The following is a 23,755-nucleotide window of genomic DNA, read 5'->3' on the forward strand; positions in this document are numbered from 1 at the left end:
GACCGGTTCCCGGGCCCCGAGTTGGCCGACCGGGTGGTTGTACGAGAGGAGCTGCGGCGTGGACGACGAGGTTCAGCAGCCGGAGTACGAGGTCGGGACGGGCATGCTGTGCGTGTTCGGGAGGCAGCTGAAGCTGTTCCGGGAGCGGGCGGGTATGGACCGCGCGGCGCTCGGGTCGCTGACCGGGTACTCGGCCTCGACGATCGCGTCGTTCGAACAGGCGAGACGTATTCCGCCGCCGAAGTTCATCGACCGAGTTGATGAAGTGCTCCATGCTGGTGGGGTGTTGAGCACCAGCAAGGATGAGGTGGCTCGGGCTCAGTATCCGGCGTTCTTTCGAGACGCGGCTAAGTTGGAGGCCGAGGCAGTTGTGCTGCACGTGTACGCCACCCAGGCTGTGCCAGGGCTCTTGCAGACCGAGGAGTACGCGCGGGGGGTGTTCGCCATGTGGCGCCCGCAGTTGGACGAGGGAGTCATCGAACAGCGGCTGGCCGCCCGACTGGCGCGACAGGAAATCTTCGACCGGCGGCCCGCTCCACACCTGTGCTTTGTGGTCGAGGAGGCCGTAATCCTGCGTCCGCTTGGCGGTGAGACGGTATGGCGAGGGCAGTTGGAGCAGCTCCTACTCATTGAGGAGAAGCGGAACGTGGAGATCCAGGTGATGCCGCTCTGCCGTCAGGAACATGCGGGATTGGCTGGTCCGTTCACCTTGATGGAGATGAAGGATGGGCGCAGGATCGCCTATGCGGAGGTACAAGGAGACAGCCGGGTTCACACCGAGCGTCAGAAGATCCGAGAGCTTGAGCGTACGTACGGGTCCTTGCGCGCGCAGGCCCACACTCCGGCAGAATCGCGCTTGTTGATCGAGAAGCTGTTGGGAGAGAGATGAGCGGGGAAAAGGCCAAGCTCAGCCTGGATGGACTGGCCTGGTTCAAGAGCAGTTACAGCGCTGGTGACGGCGGCGAATGCGTCGAAGTCGCCGTCCGCCCCGCCAGCGTCCATGTCCGCGACTCAAAGGACACAACCCGCGCCGCCCTGGCCGTGGCCTCCACGGCGTGGACCGCGTTCGTCGAGTTCGCAGCACTCTGACAGGCGCTGGGCCCTCGGCAGGTGTGCACGTGCTGAGGGCCCAGCGTTTATCTCAACAGTGGGCAGACCCCCCGCGTTCGGCATCAGGGCTACGGGTTCTTGTCCGCTCTGGGGATGAGCGGCTGCCCGCCGGGGAGGGGCTGGTGCGCGAGCTGACGAGAGTCGCTTCTCTGAAGGGTGGCCTGCCGCCCGGTTCGGTCAGTGCAACGCCCGCCGCGCCGCACTGATGAGACGGTGCGCGTCAACGCCGTACACCGCGGACTCCCGGAGTGTCCTCCAGGTGCGCAGGTAGGTGTCCACGCTGGCCTCGTCATCGATCCACAACTCCGCGTGCCAGTTCTCCACGATCACCTGGCGGTCGTCGTAGATCCAGAAGGCGGTGGCCGGGGGGATCTTGAGGGCGGCGGAGAGCGGGATGATCCCCAGTTCGACCGTGGTGAGGCCGATGACTCCCATGAGGCGGTCGAGCTGGGCGGCGAGCACCGACGGAGGGCAGATCTGGACGTGCAGGGTGGCTTCCCACATGAGGATGCGATACCGCTTCGTCGAGTCGTACAGGGACTCTTGGCGCCTCATACGCGACGCCACTGCTTCTTCGATGTCGCGTGGCGACTGATGCAGCTCCGTGAAGCGTGTGAAGACCGAACGGGCGTAGTCCGGTGTTTGAAGGACGCCGACGATCATGGAGCCTTGCCAGACGCGAAAGGTGCGCGTCCTCGCGTGTTCGGCGTTGCGTGCGTCCTGTACGGGCTTGTGTCCTGCGGCAAGTTGCCGACGCCATGATCGAATGTGGGACTCGAAGCCTCGGAGCCTGGCAAGCAACTCGTCACGCGCCTCCGGCCGACCGGTGCTCTCGGCCCACTTCCGCAGGTCTTCCGGCGTGGGCGTTGTCCGGCCGTTTTCCAGCTTGCTGACCTTCGACTTGTGCCATCCGCACCTGTCGGCGAGCTCGGTACCGGTGATACGGCCACCTGGGGCTGACAGCCGAAGCTCTCGGAGGCGTTGCCCGAGGGCTTCGCGCGCCTTCTGGTAGTCCGTGCTCACCGGTACACACCTGATTCTGCTACTTCTTCACGGCCAGGCCGGCCGCGAAGTCCTCGTACGGGACGGCGTGATGCATGGCCGCGTCGCGCACCATGGAGTACCGCACCACCTCGGCGGGCTCCGTGATCAGTTCGACGCCTGTCAGGTTGTCGGCGTCGTCGAACTGAAGCAACGCGACCATGCGCGAATCGAAGAGCCAGAAGTCCTCGGAGGGCAGGTTGAGCCGGTCGGCGTCCGCGCGCCAGAGGTTCATCATCCTCTCGCCTACGGCGCTATTACGACGTGCGTTGTCGAGCAGGTACAACTGCCCTGTCGTCGGCGGGTTGTCGACGACACGGACCCGCTCGATGCGCTTACCGAGCGCGGTCTGCACGCGGCGATTGGCACACCACTCCGAGTCGGTTTCGTCCCAGTCGACCGACTCGCCACGCAGGAACTGGGCGTACGTGTCGGTGCCTTCGTCGGATGCGTAGCGCCGCCGGGTCTCCAGCCGCCACGCTGTGTGCTCGAACTGCTCGAAGAGTCGACCGAAGCCGTCCAGGTCGATGATCTTCGCTTCACGAGTCATGTCCTTCGGCCCCCAGTCCACGAGCAGTGATCGAGGCACCACGATCGGGACCTCGCCCTCGCCCAAGTGCCGAAGCTGGGCGATGTCCTCGGGGTTGGTGAGCGGCGGGCCGTGCACCACGACTTCTCCCGAGTCGAGGTCCTCGTGCACCGAGGGGCATCCGTCGTCGCCGCTACCCGTCCCGTTGAAGCGCAGCCGTCGCACCATGAGCAGTTCCTTTCACCGGGGGCCGATGCGTCAAGCCTCCCCGCAGGTGATGCCTCATGCGTACTGTTCAGCCGGGCCATACGAGGAACTTCGGGGAACTCGCCCGCGAAGTCAAGCAACTTCGAGGAACTCGCCTGTCTCCCGGTCCCGCCCTTCCCTACCGTCCCGTTCATGGCTACAGCACAACTGGCGCAGGACACCGATCCCTTCGCAGCCGCAGAAGAACCGAAGGCGGCACCTTCTCAGGCACGCGTCGCCTTCATGGCCCCGTAAAGGTCCGAAACCTGCCCAGGCGGGTCCTACCGCGTCACCGAGGAGAGACATGTTCGTCCATTCCGGCCGTCTGCCCACGAGCACGGCGGTCCCGCAGGGAACCATCACCCCGACGCCGTGGGGAGTCGGCCGCATGGCGCCGTACCCCACCATGGCCCCCGAGTACGCCACCGCCCGGCTGGACCCGGCCTCCCAGACGGCTGTGTTCTTCGACGCGGCCGGCCAGGTCATGGAGATGCCGGGCCATGGCACCAGCACCGGCACCAGCCCCTCCACCGGCACCAGCCCCGACGGGCAGAACCAGGGCGCCACGGACACCGACACCGGCAGCGACGGCGACCAGTGAACGACCCGCGTCCGGTGCTGGTCGTCACCAGCCTGCACGACCCCACCTCCGACGTGGTGATCCGCGAGCTGCACGACCGGGACATCCCGGTCGTGCGGTTCGACTCCGGGGACTTCCCCGCATCCCTGACGGTGGAGGCGGAGATCACCCCGCACGGCATCCGGGGACGCCTCCTCACCCCGTCCCGTACCGCCGACCTGGCCGACGTCCGTGCCCTCTACTACCGGCGGCCGACCGGGTTCGCCTTCCCGCACCTCGACGAGCAGGACGCGCGGTTCGCCATCACCCAGGCCCGGTACGGGCTCGGCGGAGTGCTGGCGTCACTGCCGGGCTGCCTCTACGTCAACCACCCGCACCGCATCGGAGACGCGGAGTTCAAACCCTCCGGTCTGGCCGCAGCAGTGGAGGCAGGCTTCCTGGTGCCGCCCACTCTGATCACCTCCGACCCCGACGCCGCACGGGCCTTCGTCAAGCGGCACGGCTCGGCCATCTACAAGCCGCTGCACAACCCCGTCTACCGGGTCGACGGCGTCTCGAACGTCGTGAAGGTCGCCGAGGTCTCCGCAGTGGACATCGACGACGGCGTGGCGGGCACCGCCCACCTGTTCCAGCGGCGCATCGTCAAATCCGCCGACGTACGGGTGACCGTCATCGGCGACCAGGTGTACTGCGTCCGGATCGACTCCGACCTCTTGGACTGGCGCACCGACTACGACCGACTGACCTACACGCCTGTGGAGCCGCCGCCCGGCATCGTGCCGGCCCTCCGCCACTACATGGACCACTTCGGGCTTGTCTTCGGGGCTTTCGACTTCTGCGTGGCCGAAGACGGGCCATGGTGGTTCCTGGAGTGCAACCCCTCGGGCCAGTGGTACTGGCTGGAACCTGAGACGGGCCTGCCCCTGTGCGCGGCCCTGGCAGACCTCTTGGAGAGGAAGACCACGACGTGACAGACGACAAGGGCCTCCGTCTCGCTCTCGCCGAGCGCCTGGCCGCCGACGGCCGGCTGCGCACCGAACCGTGGCGAGCCGCCGTCGAAGCCGTGCCCCGGCACGAGTTCCTGCGCGGCGGCTTCTTCGAACGGGCCGACAGCCCCGGACAGACCGCGTGGCAGCCCGTCCTTCCCGACGCCCCCCAATGGCTGGGCCGCTGCTACGACGACGACTCCCTCGTCACCCAGATCGCCGGAACGATCGCACCTCACGACATCCGCGGCGAGATCCTGCGCGCGCCCACCTCATCCAGCACCCTGCCCGGCCTCGTCGTCCGGATGCTCGAAGACCTCCAGGTCGAAGACGGGCACCGTGTGCTGGAGATCGGCACCGGCACCGGCTACTCCACCGGCCTCCTCTGCCACCGGATCGGCGACGACTTCGTGACGTCCGTGGAGATCGACCCGGACGTCTCCACCCGTGCTCGTGCCGCACTCGGGCACGCCGGGTACGCGCCGCTCCTGGTCGTCGGTGACGGCCTCGCCGGTCACCCGGACGGCGCCCCGTACGACCGGCTGATCGCCACGTGCGGCGTCACCGAGCTGCCTCGTGCGTGGGTGGAGCAGACCCGGCCCGGCGGGATCATCCTCGCCACCCTGTCCGGCTGGCTCCACTCCTCCGAACTCGCCCGCCTCACCGTGGGCGAGGACGGCACCGCCCGAGGCCGACTCCTCGACGGCCACATCTCCTTCATGATCGCCCGCCCCCAGCTCCCGCCCCCGCTCGGCCTGCTGCCCGATCCGGACGACAGCGACGACGAACGCGCCACCTCTCTCGCCGCCGACTCCCTCGACGACTGGAACACCCGCTTCGTCGCCCAGCTCGCGGCCCCCCACGCGCAGCGCCTCGGCATCAACCGGGACGGCCGGACCGAACACCTTCTGGTCGACGTCCACGCCGGCGCCTGGGCCACCCTCGTCCAGGACGGCGACAGCTGGACCGTACGGCAGGGCGGCCCCGCGCGCCTGTGGGACGACATCGAGGAGAACGTGAACCGATGGCGCGCCGACGGCGCCCCCCGGCCCGACCGCTTCGAGGTGACCGTCACCCCTGCCGGGCAGACCGTGACCTGGCCCAAGGTCTGACGGCAACGAGCACCAGGAGGACGTGAGAGGGCGGAAGAGGAGTGTCATCGTCCACCTCAGCGGATGCCCCCTGTCTCGCACGCTGAGGTGCTGACACCCGAAGCCCTGGTGGTGGGCCCCTGAACGGCCTGCCCCTGCCCTGCCTGTGGCCGGGACAGGGGCAGGCCCTCGCGAGGAGGAATCGCTATGCCCGCACAACACGACATCGCCGCCGAGACCGAGCTGTGGGACGCCTTCACCGCTTCCGCCTTCAAGGACGACGCGGAGCCGGGTTTCTGCTGGACCCAGTACGCCGGTCACGGCCCCGGCCCGGAGCTGCTGGGCGACCCGCGTTCCGTTCTGGAGATCGGCTGTGGCACCGGCCGCGCCCTGGCCCACCTCGCTGAGCGTGGCATCGCCGCTCGCGGCGTGGACCTGTCTCCCGTCATGGTCGAGAAGACCACCGCGAAGTGGGCAGGCACCGGGGCGGAGTTCGTGTGCTCCGAGGTGCTGGAGTACCTGAGCGATCACGAGGACGCGTACGACGCCGTCTACTCGATCTTCGGAGCCGCCTGGTTCACCGACCCGGGCCGTCTCTTCCCCCTGGTCCGCCGAAGGCTCCGGCCCGGCGGCGTCTTCGCGTTCTCGCAGCCGCCGGCCATCCCTGGCGCGTACGGGCCACAGGGCATGTACAAGGGAGGTTTCGCCGGAAAGGCGATGTTCACCTACCGCTACAGCTACCGCCCGGCCGTCTGGGAGCGCCTGCTCACGCGGGCCGGGTTCGCCACGGCCGACGCGCGGATCCTCGACGCGCCTCACCCCGGGCACATCGGGACGCTCCTCGTTCGAGCGGTGGCTCCGTAACAGACCCCGGCCGAGAGCGTCTTTGGTGCTCGGCGAGGGCTCGGCCCTTGCCCGGCGTGTGGCGCAGCCCGCGATCCCGCCCACCGGAGGAACCGCATGGAGCTGATCTCCAGCGCGTCCTTCTGCGAAGGCCGGGCATCTTCAGCAGCGCTGGGCGCCTTGTCCCACCGGGCGGCGTGCCGACGCTGGCCGCCATCGCGTCTGCCTGGACGCGGTCGGTTCGTGACGGTGGTCGCCTTCCCGGGGGTGATCGTCAGTGTGTCGGACCCGGCCCGCACGTTCAGCGTCACTCCATAACGAGGGTCAACAAGCTGCGGAACTGGCGCTCTTGGCGCGAGGAGCTACTGTAGGTTCCTGCCATGAAGCAGGGTAAAGAGGTCGAGAACCCCGAATCGCGTTTCTTCGCGCTACTGCTGGCGGCAGCGAAGCTTCCGGGTGTCCGCATCAACAGGGAGGCGTACCTTCGAAGTGCGTTGGCTCGCCGCTGCTCCGAGGACGACATCCGCCGGGCGATAGAGGAGACCCCCGCCACGGCGGGCATCCCTGTCGAGGTTCTCGACAAGGTGGCCAACGACTCCATCCGTTTTGAGACGGCGAAGGTCAGTGCCCTCTCCGCGGCCGCCGGGATTCCTGGCATCATGGCCCTTCCTGCTACGGTGCCCGCCGACACGGCACAGTACGTCGGCCACATGCTGCGCATCGCGCAGAAGCTCGCTTACCTCTACAGCTGGCCCGATCTGTTCTCCGACGACGGTGATGACGTCGATGACGCCACCAAGGGAGTGCTCACGCTGTTCTTCGGCGTGATGTTCGGCACCAAGTCAGCGAACGTCGCGGTGGGGAAAGTCGCCGGGATGATGGCGGAGCAGGTCGCCAAGAAGCTGCCGCAGAAGGCACTCACCCACGGTGTCGTCTACCCGATGGTGAAGAAAGTGGCGGGCTATCTCGGTGTCAAGATGACGACGCAGTCCTTCGCGACGACCGTCTCGAAGGCCATCCCCTTGGTAGGGGCCGCTGTCTCCGGCGGGCTCACCCTCGCGACCTACCTCCCCATGGCCAAGAGGCTGAAGAGGCACCTCGCCGACCTGCCGCTGGCGCAACCGTCGGACCGGGTGATGGAAGGGGAAGTCGTGGAAGACCAGGTACCTTTCCCTACACCCCGTGCTGAACAGCACGGGGCAGAGGCCACCGACGTCGAGCTGGAGGAACCTCAGCCTTGATGCCGCAAGCGCACCCCTGAGTGCCGAAGGGCGGCCGATGCGGCGGGTGTTCTCGTCATCGCCGCCGGGGGTGGTGATCTGTGGGCGTGAGGGCTCGTTCGTCCTCCTGCCTCGCTGATCACCGCGAACCGCGAGAACCTGCTGGAGCACCGGACACCTGGGGCGGAGCCAGGGAGATGATCTCCCGGGCGAAGAATCGTGGATTTCTCACCACGCACATCAAGCGCATTGAATCCGACGTTGTGTCCCGATCACCGTTCACCGAAGAGTACAGCCACCGCGAACCCGTCTGCCCTGATTCGGCCGACTCCGTGAGCGTTGTTCTGTCTGGGTGGGACAGGGGCTGGTCTTTGCCGAAAGGAACACCCGGCTGTCGGATGTCAAGCTCAGAAATCGTGCCTCTTGGGCTTCCCCCAGGAACTCGTGAGAAAGTAAATCCACCAAAGCGGGTTGATGAAGTTAAGCCAATTCTTTCTGTTCTTGAGGTGGCGTTCCCAGTAGGCATCCTGCTCTTCCACGGTGCCGATCTTGTTGGGCTGGGCGTATCCGAGGACGGGAACCAGATCTCGAACTGTTGAAGGGCGCCACATATGGAGAACGTAAACCATCCACGCGCCGTGTGATGCGGAGAGGCCTGAAGGTCTCACGTTAACGCGTGCTCCGTTGCAGCAGAGCAAGATGTTTCTTGACGAGAGTTCTCTTCGCATGGATCGCAAAGCTTCAAAAATATTGTCGCCGCTCGCGGTCGACTCAACCCCGTTGGGTGATTCGAGGCGAAGATTCCATGGACCCTCCCCATCGACCAGCATCTTCCATTGGTCTTCGTGGTCATCTTTTTGGACGCGGATCGTAATTTCTTCAGTCATCCCACATATCCCGGGTTGTCGATGATCTCCCCCGTTGGCATTCCGTAGCGCCATCGTTCAGCGCGAACAATGTTGCTCGGATCGATGTTCCTAAATATGACCTCTCGCTCAGACGGGAAGCCAGTGCCATTTATCCAGGCTCGAATTGCTCCCCCCAGGGACCGGTTGACATCCACACCGTATCCGGCACCGCGGATCTCGTATACCCAGGTGCCACGGCCTTGGGCTGACATGGGGAAATTTCCTGCCTGGCTGGCACTCTTGCTGGTTCCCACCCAGTTCGACGGGTCATCGTGGAGCGCGTATCGGCCGATGTCCTCGTTGGTGCCCTTGGGTGAGAATCCATTCTGGAAAATTTCTTCAGGAAGTCGCGTGTCGCCACGGTAGACCACTCGGGGTTCCACCACGGCCTTGCGTGGGACATTGAAGTCGTCTGCGACAGCTTGACGGCATGGAGTCAGACCTTCAGGGTCGATTTCCTCCAACGGGTTCCGTACGTAGCCGACAGGGTTGGGTGCAGGCGCCAGTCCGAGGGGGTCCGGGGTCAGGTAGCGGGCGGTTTCGGGGTCGTAGTGGCGGAAGTAGTTGTAGTGAAGGCCCGTCTCGGGGTCGTAGTACTGGCCGGGGAAGCGGAGGGGGGTGTAGGCGGTGCTGTCGGCAGCCCAGGCCGTTGTGCCCCACAGCGTGCTGCGGGTCCGCCACGCGATCTCGCCCTCCTCGTCGACGAGTTCGCTTGGCGTGCCCACCAGGTCCGTGACGATGGCGAAGAAGCGGGAGTCGATCTCCTCTTGGGGAGCGTCTGCCGCCGTTATTCGTTCGGTCTGGGTGATGGGGCGCAGGCCCTGGTGGTCCCAGGTGAGGGTGACCGGGTCGGGCAGGGCCGTAGAAGTGGTGGTCTGTTCGCAGAGGGTGGTGCCGTCCCAGGTGAAGACGACGTGCTCGACCACCGTTTCGCCGTCGTCCGCCATGCGGAGTTTCGCCGTACGGCGGCCCAGCGGGTCATACGTGTACCGCCAGCGCGTGCCGTCCGGGGTCGTCACGGACGTCAGGCGGTCCTCGGCATCCCACGCGTACCGCCAGGTGTCCGGTTTGCGGGACAGGCGGGTCTTCTGGCGGAGGGTGATGCGGCCCAACGCGTCGTGTTCGTAGCGGACGCCTCCCGCGCGGGTGATGCGGGTGCCCGTGTAGGCGCGGAGGCCGGTGGCCTCCTGACCGGGGTGGTCCGACGGCCAGGACGCCGAGGTCTGGTTGCCCGCCTCGTCGTAGGCGTATCTCTCCGTCCAGTCGGCCGCGTGGACCGCTGTCACGCGGCCTGCCGCGTCGAGGTCGAAGCGGCGGGAGCCGGAGAGTCGGTCGTCGATGCCGGTCAGATTGCCGTCGGCGCGGTAGGTGTACGCGCGGTGTTGGATCGGGCGGCCCGACGTGCCGGTCACCGACTGGGTGGTCAGGCGGCCCAAGGAGTCGAAGGTGTGCGCCAGGGTGACGGTCTCACCGATGCGGCGGGTCAGCTCGCGGCCGGCCTCGTCGTAGGTGAAGTCGATGGTGTGGCCCGAGGCTGTCATCCCCGTGCGGCGGCCGGTCGCGTCGTATGTCCAGGTCGTCGTCACGCCGGTCGGTGTCGTGCGGCCTGTTCGGCGGCCCAGATCGTCATACGTGTGCGTCAGTTCGCGGCCGTCGACCCTCTCCGAGCGCACCCGGCCGAAGCGGTCACGCAGGATCGTCAGCGTCGTACCGTCCGGGCCCGTCGCCTGCGCGAGTTGGTCCGTCATGTCGTACGCGTATGTGGTGACGTCGCCTGCCGCGTTCTTGCGGACCAGCTGGCCCAGGGCGTTGCGCTCGAACGACACCACCTGGCCGAGCGTGTTCGTGCGGGAGATCAGGCGGCCCGCCGCGTCGTGTGCGTAGGTGAGGGTGCGGTCGTCGAAGTCCGTCTCGGCGAGCAGCGAGCCTGCCGGGTCGTACTCGTAACTCCAGTTCAGGCCCTGCGGGTTGGTGACCTTCGTCAGCCGCAGCTCCAGGTCGTACGCGAACTCGTGGCGTACGCCGTCCGGGCCTGTGCGGGCCGTCAGCAGGTCGAAGTGGGTGTACTCGAAGTGGGATACGCCGCCCATCGGGTCGGTGTGGGTGGTGCGGTTGCCCTCGCCGTCGTACGTCCACGACTCCGTGGTGCCGTCGGCGGCGGTGCGGCGGGCGAGGCGGCCCTCGATCGTCCACTCCAGCCGGGTCACCGCACCTGTGGGGTCCGTGATGGTGACGGGTCTGCCGAAGGGGTCACGTGCGTAGCGGGTGACCGCGCCGAGGGGGTCCGTGATCTCCAACGGGAGACCGGCGGGGTCGCAGCGGACGGTCGTCGTGTGGCCGAGGGGGTCGGTGACGGCGGTCAGGCGGCCCGCGTCGTCGTAGGTGAAGCGGGTGGTGAGGCCTGTGGGGGCGGTCACCGAGGTGCGGTTGCCGCGTTCGTCGTACGTCTGGCGGGTCACCGTGCCGTCCGGGTTGACCACCCGTGTCGGCAGGCCGAGGTCGTTGTACTCGGCTCTCGCCTCGCGGCCGTCCGGGCGTGTGACGACCGTGGGGTTGCCGGACTCGTCGTAGCGGAACGTGGTCGTGTGGCCCAGGGGGTCCGTCAGGGACAGCAGGCGGTTGTAGCGGTCCCGTTCGTAGCGGGTGACCGCGCCCAAGGGGTCGATGTCGGCGACCACCTGCCACGCCTCGTTGATGAGGAAGCGGCGGGTGTGGCCCTCGCCGGTCGTGGTGGTCGTCACGCGCAGGCCCGTGTCGGGGTCCGTGTCGTCGTACGAGACGCGCAGGGTCATGTGGCCGTCCGTGCCGCCCTCGGCGACACAGCGGTCCCGGTCGTCGTACTCGTATGCGTAGGCGCGCGTTGGTGTCCGTCCAGGAGGTGACGCGGCCGGCCTCGTCGTAGGTGAAGCGGAGGGGGAGGCCGGAGGAGTTGACGACCTTGGTCAGGTGGCCGTCCGTGTAGCCGTAGCGCTTCAGTTCCTGGTTGCCGGAGGCCAGGTGGAGTGCCGTGATCCGGCCGGCCTCCGTGGTGACGCGTACGTCGTATCCGGCGCTGGAGACGATGCCGAGCGGGGTGCCTTCGGTGTCGTACTCGAAGGTGAGCCAGTTGCCGTTGCGGTCGTCGATCTGTTCGAGGACGGCCAGATCGTCCCGGCGGTCGGTGAAGTGCCAGGTGCGGCGCGTACCGGGGTCGGTGACCGTGTAGCCGCCGTCCTCGCGGTCCAGGGGCCAGCGGGGGCCGTGGCTGGGGAGGGTGGGGGCACCCGGCGCGGGGTGGGGGTAGGCGAGGAGCAGGCCGTCCTCGGTGACGAAGACGACGCCCTCGGAGTCGATCTCCAGGCGTTGGTCGACGGTGGAGGACCAGGACGGGCCGAACCACTTGCCCAGGTGGTAGCCCGACTCGACGCGGCGTCTGAACACCAGGGGCAGGGCACCGGGCAGCGTCACGTCTGTTTGGGGGAGGTACATCCGGCCGGTGGCGAAGTCGATCGGATCGGAGCCCCGCGACTCCACCGCGTCGGGCTGACGCGAGTCCCGGCCGGGAGCGTCGCTGACCCTCTCTCGCGCCGGCAAGTCCGGTTTCCTGCCCGCCTCGGCCGCGTCGTCCAGGGTGTGCTTGAGCGCGCCTTTGATGCCGCCCGTCGCCGCCCCGCGCGCGGCCCCCGCGCCCTTGGTGCCGAGCAGGTCGAGGACGACGCGGCCCCCGAATTCGGACGGGTCCCTCTTGGCGGACTGCCAGGCGTCCTTGAGGGCCCGGTCGGGGTGGGCGACCGTCGATGTGAGCCCCGCGAGCGTCATGTTGACGTTCTGGTAGTACTCGGCGGGGTGGGCGATGTTGTACGGGTCGAGCGCGTTCATGCTGCGGCCGAAGGTGATGATGCCCGCGCCGCCCTTGACGACGCCTCCGACGACATGGGTGAGTTCCACGGCCGATGACGCACCCTGGTCGGCGAAGTTGGCGGCGAGTTTGAGGGCGGGCGGCAGTTCGGCGGGGGCGTGCTCCAGGGCTGCCTTGACCGAGGTGGTGGCGGTGCGGGCGGCCTCGTTGCGCTGGCGGCGGGCCTCCTTGAGGAGTTCGTGGGCGCGGGTGATGTCCGCCTTGCCGGGGTCGCTGAACTCGGCCGGTTTGGGGCCGGGATCCTCACCGGCCTTCACCTTGGCGTTGTAGGCGTCGACCTTGGTGTTGTACGCCTCCACGGCCGCCTGGGACGCTTTCATGCCCGCCTTGTAGGCGTCGATGGCGTCCTGGGCCTGGCCCTGGGCCCACTTGACCGTGTCGGCGTACGAGTCGAGCGCCTTGGCGGCCTGGTCGCAGGCGTCCGCCGCACGCATCCACTTCTTGGGCTGCATGGCGAACTTCTCGCGGAAGGTGTCGGCGGCCTGGCCCTTCCAGTGGGAGGAGTCCAGCTTGCGCATGCCGTCGCCGACCTTGTCGAAGGCCGTGTGGAAGTCCTTGAGGTGCTTGGCGCTCTCCTGGATACGGCCGACATTGCCGTGGACCAGTTCGTTGGCCTGCTCGGTCTCCCCGAGTTGCTGCTCGCCGGGGGTGGCGCCCAGGGCGGACGCGGTGCCGTCGCCCCAGTCCTCCACCTTGTCCGCGACGCCCCGGAGGCCCATGTCCTCCAAACGCTCACCGGCGTAGTCGGTGCCCGCGTCGATGCCTTCGCCGAGGAGCTTCTTGCCGTCGTCGTACACCTCTTCGGCCTTGCCGACGACCGTGTTGGCGGCGCCCTTGAGCTTGTCGCCCACGCCGTCCGGGATCCAGCCGCCCATCAGCTGCCGCCGCCGCTCTGCTGCTGTCCCTCGGCCTGGGCCGCCTGCTCGCGTTCCTCGCGCGAGGGGCCGTACTGCTGGTCCAGCCACGCCTCGTACTGCTGGTCGGTCATGCCCATCGACTCCTGCGGGTCGACCGGCCCGTTCTGGAGGACGGGGGACGTCAGCACGTCACGCTGTGCGTCGTTCCAGGCCTGGTCGGTGTTCTCCTGGGCCCGCTCCCAGGACTCCGCGCTCCAGTCGGAGGTGGCGAACATGTGGTTGTCGCCGATCTCGCCCCAGGACATCCGGGTGACCTGGTCCTCGGTGAGGTGCGGGTTGCCCATCACGGAGTTCGCCGCGATCTTGAAGGTGCCGTCGATGTACTGCTCGGTCTCGTGGAACGTCCCCGCAGCCAGACCCACCGCGTCCGCGAACCTGCTGCCCTCCAGGATCAGCGCACGGACTCCCCACTCCCAGCGCTCGCAGAAGGTGTCGAGCGCCGACGTCAGTCCGCCGTGTCCCAACTCCAGACCGGACAGGGCCAGGTCCGAGAAGCCGCGGCCCACGCTCGCCTCGCCGACCATGCCGAGTTCACGGAGCTCCGACATGGCCAGGTTGATGCCCTCGGTGATCAGGGCCAGGCCCTCCACCTGAAGGTCCTTGCCCTCACCGCCGCCGCCCCCGCCACCGCCGCCGTCGTTCATCGAGTCAACTTCCCGTTCGGGGCGATCCTGTTCAAGTGGTTCGTGTCTGTGTCTGTGTCTGTGTCTGCGTCTGTGGCTGCGCCTGCGTCCAGCGCCGCCGCGTCCGGCACGATCCCCATGACCGGCGGGAACAGTGCCCCCTGACCCTCGCTGCCGACGTCCAGCGCCACCCCGTACGGCACCGGCATCGCCGGGATCGCCACGTCCAGCAGTCGGGCGCCCAGCACACGGTCGTACTCCCACGCCCGTGTTCCTTCGCCCCTTGCGAAGGCGAACCGGGCCAGGGAGGGCTTGTCCGAGAACGCGTAGATCCAGCGGATACCGCCGAACTCCCCGGTCAGTGGGTCGCCGTCCGCCGACAGGGGCACGAGCACCGCCGTACGCCGGAACTCGCCGAGCAGGGCGGCGGCTTCGCGTCGGCGGTGGGCGAGTGCGGCGTCATCCGCCGCCGGGGAGAGGGTGTCGCCGTCTGTCGGGGACGGGGTCCGCTCTTCGGGCGGGGCCGACGGGCGTTCGGAAGCGGGACCGTTCGGCTTGGCCGGCTCGGCCCCTTCCACGTAGTCGAAGATCCTGGATCGGCGTATACCGCCCGCCGCTCCGAAGCCTCCCCCGTGATCAGACATGCGTGCGATCATCGCATCGGCGTGTGGCGTGCTGCAACGCCAAAGCCTTTGCTGCAGAGATGTGTCGCTGGCACCCGGTGCGGTCGGCGCGCTGCACGTCTTCGGCTCCGGACGACGCCCTGGCCGTGGCGACGCGACTGTCGGTCGCCCTGCACCGGACCGGTGACTACCTCTCCGCCTGGGAGACCGCCCGAAGCGATGCGGACCTCGGACAGCGACCCTTCACGGTCACGAGCTGGCAACTGCGCCCCGGTGCCCGGGCGAGGGTGAGCGTCGCGTTGACCGGGGTCGCGCATGGGTGGCCCCAGTCGTGCAGGCGGTGCGAGACGTGTCGGCGGTCGAGGCGGTGGGCGAGGAGAACCCCGTGTGAGCCGTTCGCCACCGAGCACGCCGCGGGTCCCGGTGGCTGCACCTTGGCCCGCTCATGGCTACCGCTGACCGGCCGACTGCCCTGGCGGGCGTGGGTCCTGCTGGCCGACGCGCACGAGCGGGGGGTGCTGCGCCAGGTCGGCCCTGTCTACCAGTTCCGCCACGATCTGCTGTAACGGAAGCTCGCGGAGGGCGGCGAGGACGGGGACCGGAGCAGCCGCTCACGGTCGTGACGCACTCAGGGATCAGCTGTTGCTCTCGATGATGCTGGTATCGGCCTCGCTGCCGTGCGCGACGGCGTTGCCGCTGTTCTCCACCCGCAGTGGGCCGCGACCACGTGCACGTCCCCGTCGCTGGATCCCCGTCCGTGCCTTGGCCCCACGGGTGGCGCGCGCGTCGCCGGATTCGGTCACCTGGGCCCCGGGATCGTCGCCTGCGAGGCCGGTGACCACGGCCCAGCGGTGGCTGCGCGGAGGCCCGGCGTCCGGAGGTTCTCGCGGCCTACGATCGGGACATGACGGTCATCCCTCCCGTACGGTCGTCGGGCCGGCGGACACCTCTCGGCCGGATGCCGAGGCTCGTCCTCGGCCTGGTCGTCCTCACCCTCCTGGTCGGGGCGGTCTTCGCCGTCGGCATCCCCGGGTGACGGCGTACCTCCAGGAGATGGCGTGCACCAGGAGTATGCTCCGGCAGCCTCGCGGTTACCGTCTTCAACGGAACGGCTTCCGGAGAAGGCCGTTCAGCTGTAGTCGATGCCGGAGACCGCCTTGCCGCCCTTTCCGATGGCAGTGCTCGGGCCCGTGGCCGGAGCCCCGTGCAGCCGCTCGCGACGGTCGGCCCCGTGACCTGCCGCCGTGCGTCCGCGACCAACGTTCCCGTGGGGGCTCGAGCAGGTCGACAGGGGTGGAGTGCCCCCTCCGCCCGTGGCCGGCGGTCGGTGAAAGGCGTGTAGGGCATATGGGGCATGGGGGTACGGTGGAGGGCGTGGTGAAGGCGGGTGTCCACCTCGGCGAGGGGACGGAGGGCTTCGGCGGGTGAGGGTGATGGTCTGCGGTGGGGGAGCGGCCGTGCTCGGCTCAGAGCTTCACGACGACGACGCGGTCGGCGCACAGCTTGCGCATGTCGTCCTCGTCCGAGGTGAACACGGTGACCGGGCCGGGCTGCCGCAGGGCGACGGCGGCGAGGGCCGCGTCGATGGCGTACTTGTGGCCGTGCAGACCCGTCTCCTTGAGAAGGCCGGTGGCTTCCTTGCCGATTTCCTCCGTCACCGGCTCGACACGGATCTTGGAGAGAGCCCAGTGCCACTTGGGGTGGGAGCGGGTGGGGTCGTAAGCCTCGATGAGCGTCATCGAGGTGGTGACGACCGGGATGCCGGCATCGTCGGCGTGCCTCAGGTAGGCGCCCATGCGACGCTCCCCGCGCACCCACCGCGAAAGTCCTTCGCTGTCGAGTACGTAGACCCGGTTTCCGGTCATGCAGCATCTCGCTTGTGCTTGTGCGGCTGCTCACGTACCTCGCGGGCGCGGGTCCGCTCGGCGTGCTGCCGCTCCAGGTCGCGATGCTCGGCCTCGACCTCGGCCAGTTCCGCCTCGGTGATCTCCCCGTACTCGGACTCCCACCACTGCACCGCCTCGTGCAGTCGCTCCCGCTCTCGCTGGCGCTCTATGGCGTGCGTGACATAGCGGCTGAACCCGCCGGGGCCGACCTCGGCCCGGATGGCCTCGGCGAGCTCCTCGGGAAGCGTCACGGTGTACTTCTTGGTTGCCATACCGCCGACCATACCGAGAGCCTGATCGGGCAGCCAGCCAGCGACAGACATCCCACACGATCGAGCACAAGCGGCGGCGGAAGCCGCCAGATGGAGAGCGTGACCGGTAATGGCCCAGCAGCCGCCCCTCCTCCGCGATGTCATCGACATCAAGGAGTCCATCTCCACCTCGGACTTCGTGCTGTCCCTTGCCGAGGCGACGACACCCGAGGGCGCCCGGCACGCGCTCAAGGACTACGTCGTCACCGAGCGGCTGCTGGAGAACTTCGACGAGGCGCTGGCCCTCATCAAGTCCGCGCTGGACGGGCACCGTTCCAAGGCGGCGTATCTGCACGGCTCGTTCGGTTCCGGTAAGTCGCACTTCATGGCCGTGCTGTACGCACTGCTCAGCGGTGACCCGGCCGCCCGTTCCCGCACCGAGTTCGACCCGGTGCTGACCAAGCACGAGTGGCTGAGCACGGACGGCAAGAGGTTCCTGCTCGTGCCGTACCACATGCTCGGCGCGAAGGCCCTGGAACAGCGCGTCCTCGGCGGGTACGTGCACCACGTCAAGAAGCTGCACCCGGAGGCCCCGACCCCGCAGGTCTACCGGACCGACTCCCTCTTCGCGGACATCCGCGCCATGCGCGCCAACATGGGCGACGAGGCCGTCATCCGGGGTCTCGGCACCGGCGTGGACGACGATGACGAGGACGAGTGGGGCGAGGGCTTCGCCTGGACCCCGCAGCTCCTGGACACCGCGCTCGCCGCCGAGGAGAACCACGAGGCGGGCACCGCGCTCAACCTCACCAACCCCTCCGCACCGGCCGAGCTGCGGGCCAAGCTGGTCAACGACGCCGGCACCACCCTCCTCCCCGGCTTCACGAGGAACGCCGCCGAGGACGAGCACGGCTTCATCTCCCTGGACGCCGGTCTGTCCGTCATCGCCGAGCACGCCAAGTCGCTCGGCTACGACGGGCTGATCCTGTTCATGGACGAGCTGATCCTTTGGCTCGCCACCCTCATCCACGACCAGAAGTTCGTCGCCCGCGAAGCCAGCAAGATCACGAACTTCGTGGAGGGCGGCGACGCCCGCCGCGCCATCCCCGTCGTGTCGTTCATCGCCCGCCAGCGCGACCTGCGCGAGCTGGTCGGCGAGGAGGTGTCGGGTGCGGCCGAGTCGTCCATCCAGGACACCCTGAACCTGGCCTCCGGCCGGTTCGACAAGATCACCCTGGAGGACCGCAACCTCCCGCAGATCGCCCACGCCCGCCTCCTCAAGCCCAAGAACGACGAGGCGGCCCAGCAGGTCGACGCGGCCTTCGAGCAGACCAAGCGGGTCGGCCCGCAGGTCTGGGACACCCTGCTCGGCTCGGAGAAGGGCACCACCGGCGCGGACGCGGAGTCGTTCCGGCTGACGTACCCGTTCTCGCCGGCGTTCATGGACACCCTCGTCCACATCTCGTCCGCGCTGCAGCGCTCCCGCACCGGTCTGAAGCTGATGGGGCAGCTTCTCGCCGACCACCGCGACGAGATCCGCCTCGGACAGCTCGTCCCCGTCGGCGACCTCTACCCGGTGATCGCGGAGGGCGGCGACAAGCCGTTCACCGACAGCCTGAAGGTCGTCTTCGAGGCCGCCGACAAGCTCTACAAGACCAAGCTGCGCCCCTACCTGCTCAGCTCGTACGACATCACCGAGGACGACGTCGAGCAGTACCGCAACCGGCCCGAGTCCCTCACCGACCCGAAGCGGCTGGGCGGCTGCCGGATGTTCGTCGGCGACAACCGGCTCGTCTGCACGCTGCTGCTGTCCGCACTCGCGCCCAGCGTGCCCGCGCTGTCCGAGCTGACCATCCGGCGGCTCGGCGCGCTCAACTACGGGTCGGTCCTCGCGCCCATCCCGGGTGCCGAGGTCGGCATCATCAAGAACAAGGTCGCCGAATGGGCGGCCAGGTTCCCCGAGATCAAGGAGACCGGCACCGACGCCAACCCCGGCGTACGGCTGGAGCTGTCGGGCGTCGACGTGGACTCCGTCATCGCCAACGCCCAGGTCAACGACAACCCCGGCAACCGGGTCGCGCTCGCCCGCCGCCTGCTGTCCGAGGAACTGAGCGTCGAACACGGCCAGTTGAGCGACCAGCTCAGCTTCACCTGGCGCGGCACCGCCCGCACGGCCGAGATCGTCTTCGGGAACGTCGCCGACGAGGACGAACTGCCCGACCACGACCTGATGCCGCAGGAGGAGGGCCGCTGGCGCATCGCCATAGACCTCCCCTTCGACGAGGGCGAGTGGGGCCCGGTCGAGGACGTCAACCGCATCCGGCGGCTGCGTGACCGGCAGCAGGGCGAGCGGTCCCGTGTGGTCGCCTGGCTGCCGGCGCATCTGTCGGCGCAGCGCTTCGCCGACTTCCGGCGCCTCGTCGTCATCGACAAGGCCCTCGCCGACGAGCACCGTTTCGACACCCAGTACGCCGGCCACCTCAACGCCGACAACCGCAGCCGCGCCAAGGGTCTCCTGGAGACCCAGCGCGAGGCACTGCTCAAGCAGGTCAAGGGCGCCTTCAAGCAGGCGTACGGACTGGCGCAGAAGCAGGCCGCCGACGTCGTCCCCGACTTCGACGACCACCTCGTCGCGCTGCCCGACGTCGACGGCCTCACCCTGTCCTTCGGGCAGAGCCTGCACGACGGCATCCGGCATGTCGCGGGCAGGCTGCTCGAGCACCAGTACCCGGCCCATCCCGACCTCGATCCCGACGCCACCGGCACCGCTGTGAAGCCCGCCGACACCAAGAAGGTGTTCGCCCACGTCCGGGCCGCCGCCGAGGCGCGCGACGGGCGGGTGGAGGTCCCGGCCGCCGACCGCAGGCTCATGCAGCGGATCGCCGGGCCCCTGCGGCTCGGGCAGCAGAAGGAGGCGTACTTCGAGCTGTCCCGCTACTGGGCCGACCACTTCCGGCAACTCGCCAGCTCCCAGGGCGTCACCGGGGACCTGTCCCTGATCACGCTCACCGACTGGACCGACAAGCCCGACCCGCGCGGCCTGCCCGACTTCCTCGCCCGGCTCGTCGTCGCAGCCTTCGCCGAGATGGACGACCGGGTGTGGGTGCGCGTCGGCACCGTCCTCGACCCCGCGCCCGAGCTGTCCGCGATCAAGGACCATGACGCGCTGCGCAGCCAGCCGCTGCCCGCCGAGTCGGACTGGGACACGGCCCGGCAGCGCTTCGAGACGATCTTCGGGCAGAAGGCTCCCGCCCTGCGGCGCGGCCGGATGGTCAACCAGTTCGCCCGCCAGATCATCGAGGCCGCCCGCGCCTACCGGGACCACACGGCCGACCTGGTGCACCAGCTGGAGGCCCACGCCGCCTTCCTCGGCCTCGACCAGACCGCCGACACCGGGCGGCTCCCGCTCGCCCGGCGCTCCCTGGAACTCCTGGACGCCCTCACGGCGGAGGCCGGCAAGGGCGCGGCCGGGGCGAAGAAGACCGTGGAGGCCCTCGCCTCCTTCGACCTGGGCGAGACCAGTGCCGACCGGTACGGCACCTCCATCAAGCAGGCCCGCAGCGTGGCGGAGGCCGTCGCCTCAGCGCCCTGGAGCACCCTCGAACTCGCCGCCGGACTCGGACCCGAGGGCGCGGCACTGCTCGACTCGTTGCGCAACGTGGCCCGCGACGACCAGCGCACCGCCGACCTGCGCGACGCCTTGACCCGTGCCCAGCGCGAGGTCGTCGCCCTGGTGAAGCGCACCCAGGCCGCGGCCCAGCCGCCCGCACCCGTCGTCCAGCCTCAGCCCACGGCGGGCGACCTGTCCCTGGACACGCCGACCAGCGACCCGCGCATCCCGTACGCCCCGCAGGAGAACCCCACACCGGCCTCCTCCGGCAGCGGCACCGCGCGCACGTCCGGTGGCCGCCGTACGACCGTGGCCCGGGCCGCCGCCGACCTTCAGGCGGAGCTGTCCGAACTGGTCGCCCGCCACCCCGACGCGACCATCGAGATCACCTGGAAGGTCGTCGAATGACGGACACCGCCACCGTCGCTCCGGGCGCCGTCCGCCTGAACACCGCGACCGTCACCCAGTACCTGTCCTCGCAGTCGTCCCTCGCCGCCTCCCTGACACGAGACGGCGGGGGCAGGCGCCGGGTCGTGCTGCTGAGGTCCGCGCCCCAGTGGGACGGTCCCGCAGAACCTGCCTGGGCCGAGGGGCGGACGGCCGGTGTCGCGGTGGCGCCCTCGCCGCTCGCCGTCCACGAACTCGTCCTCGACCACCTCGCGGGCCGCCGGACCGGCCCCGCCGTGCTGGTCGTCCTCACCGACCGGGAGCAGCACGAACTCGACCCGGCGATCCTCGCCCGCGTCCACAAACTGCGCATCGACACCGTCGACAGCTGGGACGTCGTCCGGGAGGCGTTCGGCGCCCGGCAGATCGACCCGCGCCTCAAGGACGTCAACTGGGCAGCCGAAGCCCTGCTCGACGCCACGCCGCCCGGCGGCTGGCCACCCGTGCCCGGCGGTTGGCTGTCCCGCCAGTACGCCCTCACCGCGCTCACCCAGCGCCGCCTGCGCCTCGGCCGCTACGACACCGAGGGCGGCGCACGGCGCCCCGGTGACGACCGGCTCGACGCCCAGACCCTGCTGCACTGGTCGACCCGCCCCGGTGCTCCGGAGCGACTCCTCGGGCTGCGCGGCCCGGAGCGCGCCGGGCTGACCGCCTTCCTCGGCGAGGAGGACCAGGCCGGCCTCGCCGGACGCGCCCTGCTCGCCCTCGCGGACGCCGAGCGGGGCGCGGACGCCGCAGCCTTCGGACTCGTCTGCGCGGCACTGTGGCAGCACGCCGAGCCCGCCCCCGAGACGTACCAGGCCCGGGGCCGCGCCGAACGCTACTTCGGCGACCAGCCCCCGGCGGTCGGCGAACAGCTCGACGCCCTGGTGACCGTCTTCGGCCGGGCTGCCGAGGAGTACGTGACCACGCTGCTGGCGGCCGGACACCGTACCGGTGGCGGCGACGCGGACCAGGCCCGCGAGGCACGCCGGACGTCCGGCACCGTGCTCGACCGGGCGGCCGCGCTGGCGCGCCAGTTCGGTGCGGAGCCAGCCGTCGGGGCGAGCCCCGTCCTGCGTGGCGGACTCGAGGCCCGGTTCACGGCCGTCGGACGGGCGCTCGCAGCCGGTGACAGGGCCGTGGTGGCGGACGCCGTCCGGCGCCTGGCGGACCACCGGCTCGCCGCCGAGCCGGAGGAGTCCGCCCGCGTCGAACGCGCCCGCATGGGACAGCGCCTCGCCCGCTGGCTGCTGACCGACACGCCTGCCGAGAGCCCTACGGTGGCCGACGCCCTACAGCGGCACGTCGCCGAGACCGGCTGGGCCGACCTCGCTCTGGAGCACATCGAGGCCGGCGGCGACCCGGACCCCGTCCTCAAGGCCGCCTACGACACCCTCGCCGCACGCGTCCGGGACCGGCGGCGGCAGATCGACGCGTTCTTCGCGCGCTCTCTTGCCGCCTGGACGCAGGCCGGCACCCAGCCCGGCAGCATGCTCACCGTCGAGACCTTCCTCGACCGGGTGGTCGGACCGGTCGTCCGGCGCGGGGAGGAACGGCGGGTGCTGCTGCTCGTGCTCGACGGCATGAGTGCGGCCATAGCGAACGAACTCGGTGAGGAACTGCGCCGCTCCTGGGCCGAGTTCGATCCGCTGCCCGAGGGCGCTCCACAGCGTCGGGCGATGGCCGCCGCACTTCCCACCCTGACGGCCGTGTCCCGCACCTCACTGTTCGCGGGCACGCTGATGAAGGGCACCCAGGCCGACGAGAAGCGGCTCTTCCCCACGCTGAAGCTGTGGGGCGGCGCCCCGGCCGGTGTCTTCCACAAGGACGACCTGCGCGGCGAGACCGCGGGCGACACCTTCGGCCCGGCGCTCACGGAGGCGCTCACCGACGGCCGGACGCATGTCGCCGTCGTCCTCAACGCCATCGACGACCGCCTCGCCAAGGAACAGAAGCTCGGTGACGGGGCCTGGCGGGTCGACGACGTGCCCGGCCTGCGGGACCTGCTGCGGGTGGCGGCGGCCCAGGGCATGGCCGTCATCCTCACCAGCGACCACGGCCACGTCGTCGACCGGCACGGAAAGAAGGTGGACGCCGCCGTCGACCCCGCGTCCGCCCGGCACCGCCTGCCCGCCGACGGTCCCCTCGCCGACCGGGAGATCACCCTTACCGGACCGCGCGTGGTGTGGCCCGAGCCCGGCGCGTCCATCGTGGCGCTGTGGGACGCCGACTCCCGCTACACCGCCCTCAAGGCCGGCTACCACGGCGGGGCCTCGCTCGCCGAGTTCACCATCCCCGTGCTCGCCTTCCTGCCGTTCGGGGCGGAACCGCCGAAGGAATGGCGGGAGTTGGGGGACCAGCGGCCCCTGTGGTGGGCTCCCGCGGAGGTGGGGAGGGCACCGCTGCCGAGTGAGGCCACCACTCAGCTGCTCGTCGGGACGACTCCCGCCGTGCCGAAGAAGCCGACGGGGAAGTCCCAGAAGAAGCAGGCGGAACTCGCGCGCACACACGAGGCGCTCTTCGACGTGGAGCTGACCACCGGGGGAGACGACTCCCTTCTCACCCCGACCCTCGTCTCCCGGACCGAGGCACTGGTGACGGTGCTGCTCGACTCGGAGACGTACCAGGGACAGCTCGGGGGTCTCGCCCGCAAGCCGCAGCAGGAGCAGGTCCACAAGGCGCTCGCCGCCCTGCTCGACGCGGGCGGCACCCTGCCCGTGACCGCGCTCGCCCAGCGCGCCGGCATGCCCGTCACCCGGGGCGACGGTTTCGCCGCCGTCCTGCGGCAACTCCTCAACTACGACGGCGTGCAGGTATTGGAGACCCTGCCGGACGGCCGTACCCTGCGGCTCCACGAAGCACTGCTGCGCGAGCAGTTCGCCCTCGGAGCCGGCTGAGGACATGGCTCGGGGTGCCTCGGGCTTTGGCCCCGAGGCACCCCTGGGCGGTCCACCCGCGTTGGAG

Annotated in this window: 19 protein-coding genes and 1 pseudogene; 11 read left to right on the forward strand and 9 right to left on the reverse strand. The window is 69.4% G+C overall.

Annotated elements, in window-relative coordinates; genetic code table 11:
• The first annotated feature begins 58 nt into the window (after positions 1-58).
• Both K1J60_RS32085 and K1J60_RS32090 read left to right on the forward strand, forming a co-directional pair.
• Positions 59-889, forward strand: coding sequence for a helix-turn-helix domain-containing protein (locus tag K1J60_RS32085; RefSeq protein WP_220649252.1), 831 nt, complete (start codon positions 59-61; stop codon positions 887-889).
• The gene (locus tag K1J60_RS32090) at positions 886-1,089 is read left to right on the forward strand and encodes a DUF397 domain-containing protein (RefSeq protein ID WP_220649253.1); all 204 of its coding nucleotides are present in this window, start codon (positions 886-888) and stop codon (positions 1,087-1,089) included. Before K1J60_RS32085 ends, K1J60_RS32090 begins: the two co-directional genes overlap by 4 nt.
• Positions 1,090-1,287: 198 nt before the next feature.
• Here K1J60_RS32090 and K1J60_RS32095 read toward each other — a convergent pair whose 3' ends face one another.
• Together K1J60_RS32095 and K1J60_RS32100 are read right to left on the reverse strand one after the other, a co-directional pair.
• Positions 1,288-2,133 (reverse strand): helix-turn-helix domain-containing protein, encoded by an 846-nt coding sequence (locus K1J60_RS32095; RefSeq protein ID WP_220649254.1) that lies wholly within the window; start codon positions 2,131-2,133, stop codon positions 1,288-1,290.
• A gap of 19 nt (positions 2,134-2,152) precedes the next feature.
• A complete protein-coding gene (locus tag K1J60_RS32100; protein ID WP_220649255.1) occupies positions 2,153-2,908 on the reverse strand; it encodes a DUF6879 family protein in 756 nt (251 codons plus the stop codon).
• A 322-nt stretch (positions 2,909-3,230) separates the two neighbouring features.
• On the opposite strand from K1J60_RS32100, the gene tgmA reads away from it, so the two are divergent.
• From tgmA to K1J60_RS32125, 5 genes are all read left to right on the forward strand, one after another.
• The gene (gene tgmA, locus K1J60_RS32105; protein WP_220649256.1) at positions 3,231-3,527 is read left to right on the forward strand and encodes a putative ATP-grasp-modified RiPP; all 297 of its coding nucleotides are present in this window, start codon (positions 3,231-3,233) and stop codon (positions 3,525-3,527) included.
• Positions 3,524-4,477, forward strand: coding sequence for an ATP-grasp ribosomal peptide maturase (gene tgmB, locus K1J60_RS32110; protein WP_220649257.1), 954 nt, complete (start codon positions 3,524-3,526; stop codon positions 4,475-4,477). Before tgmA ends, tgmB begins: the two co-directional genes overlap by 4 nt.
• Positions 4,474-5,604 (forward strand): ATP-grasp peptide maturase system methyltransferase, encoded by a 1,131-nt coding sequence (tgmC, locus tag K1J60_RS32115; RefSeq protein ID WP_220649258.1) that lies wholly within the window; start codon positions 4,474-4,476, stop codon positions 5,602-5,604. Before tgmB ends, tgmC begins: the two co-directional genes overlap by 4 nt.
• 186 nt (positions 5,605-5,790) lie before the next feature.
• Positions 5,791-6,447: a class I SAM-dependent methyltransferase gene (locus tag K1J60_RS32120; RefSeq protein ID WP_220649259.1), complete on the forward strand. Its 657-nt coding sequence runs from the start codon at positions 5,791-5,793 to the stop codon at positions 6,445-6,447.
• A 359-nt stretch (positions 6,448-6,806) separates the two neighbouring features.
• A complete protein-coding gene (locus tag K1J60_RS32125; protein WP_220649260.1) occupies positions 6,807-7,667 on the forward strand; it encodes a hypothetical protein in 861 nt (286 codons plus the stop codon).
• Between the two features lie 386 nt (positions 7,668-8,053).
• Here the strand turns inward: K1J60_RS32125 and K1J60_RS32130 are convergent, their stop codons facing one another.
• The 4 genes and pseudogenes from K1J60_RS32130 to K1J60_RS32145 form a co-directional block, all read right to left on the reverse strand.
• Entirely contained in the window at positions 8,054-8,533 is a 480-nt protein-coding gene (locus tag K1J60_RS32130; RefSeq protein WP_220649261.1) for a hypothetical protein, read from the reverse strand.
• Positions 8,530-13,327 (reverse strand): annotated as a pseudogene (locus K1J60_RS47230) (putative T7SS-secreted protein). The gene K1J60_RS32130 and the pseudogene K1J60_RS47230 overlap by 4 nt, the downstream one beginning before the upstream one ends.
• Entirely contained in the window at positions 13,327-14,013 is a 687-nt protein-coding gene (locus K1J60_RS32140) for a hypothetical protein (RefSeq protein ID WP_220649262.1), read from the reverse strand. Before K1J60_RS32140 ends, K1J60_RS47230 begins: the two are co-directional and overlap by 1 nt.
• Positions 14,010-14,636, reverse strand: coding sequence for a hypothetical protein (locus K1J60_RS32145; RefSeq protein WP_259408023.1), 627 nt, complete (start codon positions 14,634-14,636; stop codon positions 14,010-14,012). The genes K1J60_RS32140 and K1J60_RS32145 overlap by 4 nt, the downstream gene beginning before the upstream one ends.
• A gap of 413 nt (positions 14,637-15,049) precedes the next feature.
• Between K1J60_RS32145 and K1J60_RS46235 the strand changes: the two genes are divergently transcribed.
• On the forward strand, positions 15,050-15,181 hold the full coding sequence (locus K1J60_RS46235) for a hypothetical protein (RefSeq protein WP_259408389.1): 132 nt from the start codon (positions 15,050-15,052) through the stop codon (positions 15,179-15,181).
• A 69-nt stretch (positions 15,182-15,250) separates the two neighbouring features.
• Here K1J60_RS46235 and K1J60_RS32150 read toward each other — a convergent pair whose 3' ends face one another.
• A complete protein-coding gene (locus K1J60_RS32150; RefSeq protein ID WP_220649263.1) occupies positions 15,251-15,457 on the reverse strand; it encodes a hypothetical protein in 207 nt (68 codons plus the stop codon).
• A gap of 62 nt (positions 15,458-15,519) precedes the next feature.
• On the opposite strand from K1J60_RS32150, the gene K1J60_RS46240 reads away from it, so the two are divergent.
• Positions 15,520-15,651: a hypothetical protein gene (locus K1J60_RS46240; RefSeq protein ID WP_259408024.1), complete on the forward strand. Its 132-nt coding sequence runs from the start codon at positions 15,520-15,522 to the stop codon at positions 15,649-15,651.
• Between the two features lie 430 nt (positions 15,652-16,081).
• Here the strand turns inward: K1J60_RS46240 and K1J60_RS32155 are convergent, their stop codons facing one another.
• Both K1J60_RS32155 and K1J60_RS32160 read right to left on the reverse strand, forming a co-directional pair.
• Entirely contained in the window at positions 16,082-16,480 is a 399-nt protein-coding gene (locus K1J60_RS32155) for a hypothetical protein (RefSeq protein ID WP_220649264.1), read from the reverse strand.
• A complete protein-coding gene (locus K1J60_RS32160) occupies positions 16,477-16,773 on the reverse strand; it encodes a hypothetical protein (protein WP_220649265.1) in 297 nt (98 codons plus the stop codon). The genes K1J60_RS32155 and K1J60_RS32160 overlap by 4 nt, the downstream gene beginning before the upstream one ends.
• A gap of 109 nt (positions 16,774-16,882) precedes the next feature.
• Between K1J60_RS32160 and pglY the strand changes: the two genes are divergently transcribed.
• Together pglY and pglZ are read left to right on the forward strand one after the other, a co-directional pair.
• A complete protein-coding gene (gene pglY / locus K1J60_RS32165) occupies positions 16,883-20,770 on the forward strand; it encodes a BREX-2 system ATPase PglY (RefSeq protein WP_220649266.1) in 3,888 nt (1,295 codons plus the stop codon).
• Positions 20,767-23,688, forward strand: a complete 2,922-nt coding sequence (pglZ, locus tag K1J60_RS32170) for a BREX-2 system phosphatase PglZ (RefSeq protein WP_220649267.1) — start codon at positions 20,767-20,769, stop codon at positions 23,686-23,688. Before pglY ends, pglZ begins: the two co-directional genes overlap by 4 nt.
• Positions 23,689-23,755 lie beyond the last annotated feature (67 nt).

It is taken from the genome of Streptomyces akebiae (genome assembly GCF_019599145.1).
Lineage (GTDB): Bacteria > Actinomycetota > Actinomycetes > Streptomycetales > Streptomycetaceae > Streptomyces > Streptomyces akebiae.

Coding starts and splice junctions, on each gene's coding strand:
- K1J60_RS32120 (WP_220649259.1), top strand. CDS start 5,791: ATGCCCGCACAACACGACATCGCCGCCGAGACCGAGCTGTGGGACGCC.
- K1J60_RS32145 (WP_259408023.1), bottom strand. CDS start 14,636: ATGTCTGATCACGGGGGAGGCTTCGGAGCGGCGGGCGGTATACGCCGA.
- K1J60_RS46240 (WP_259408024.1), top strand. CDS start 15,520: ATGACGGTCATCCCTCCCGTACGGTCGTCGGGCCGGCGGACACCTCTC.
- pglY (WP_220649266.1), top strand. CDS start 16,883: ATGGCCCAGCAGCCGCCCCTCCTCCGCGATGTCATCGACATCAAGGAG.
- K1J60_RS32125 (WP_220649260.1), top strand. CDS start 6,807: ATGAAGCAGGGTAAAGAGGTCGAGAACCCCGAATCGCGTTTCTTCGCG.
- K1J60_RS32155 (WP_220649264.1), bottom strand. CDS start 16,480: ATGACCGGAAACCGGGTCTACGTACTCGACAGCGAAGGACTTTCGCGG.
- pglZ (WP_220649267.1), top strand. CDS start 20,767: ATGACGGACACCGCCACCGTCGCTCCGGGCGCCGTCCGCCTGAACACC.
- K1J60_RS32090 (WP_220649253.1), top strand. CDS start 886: ATGAGCGGGGAAAAGGCCAAGCTCAGCCTGGATGGACTGGCCTGGTTC.
- K1J60_RS32100 (WP_220649255.1), bottom strand. CDS start 2,908: ATGGTGCGACGGCTGCGCTTCAACGGGACGGGTAGCGGCGACGACGGA.
- tgmA (WP_220649256.1), top strand. CDS start 3,231: ATGTTCGTCCATTCCGGCCGTCTGCCCACGAGCACGGCGGTCCCGCAG.
- K1J60_RS32130 (WP_220649261.1), bottom strand. CDS start 8,533: ATGACTGAAGAAATTACGATCCGCGTCCAAAAAGATGACCACGAAGAC.
- K1J60_RS32160 (WP_220649265.1), bottom strand. CDS start 16,773: ATGGCAACCAAGAAGTACACCGTGACGCTTCCCGAGGAGCTCGCCGAG.
- K1J60_RS32140 (WP_220649262.1), bottom strand. CDS start 14,013: ATGAACGACGGCGGCGGTGGCGGGGGCGGCGGCGGTGAGGGCAAGGAC.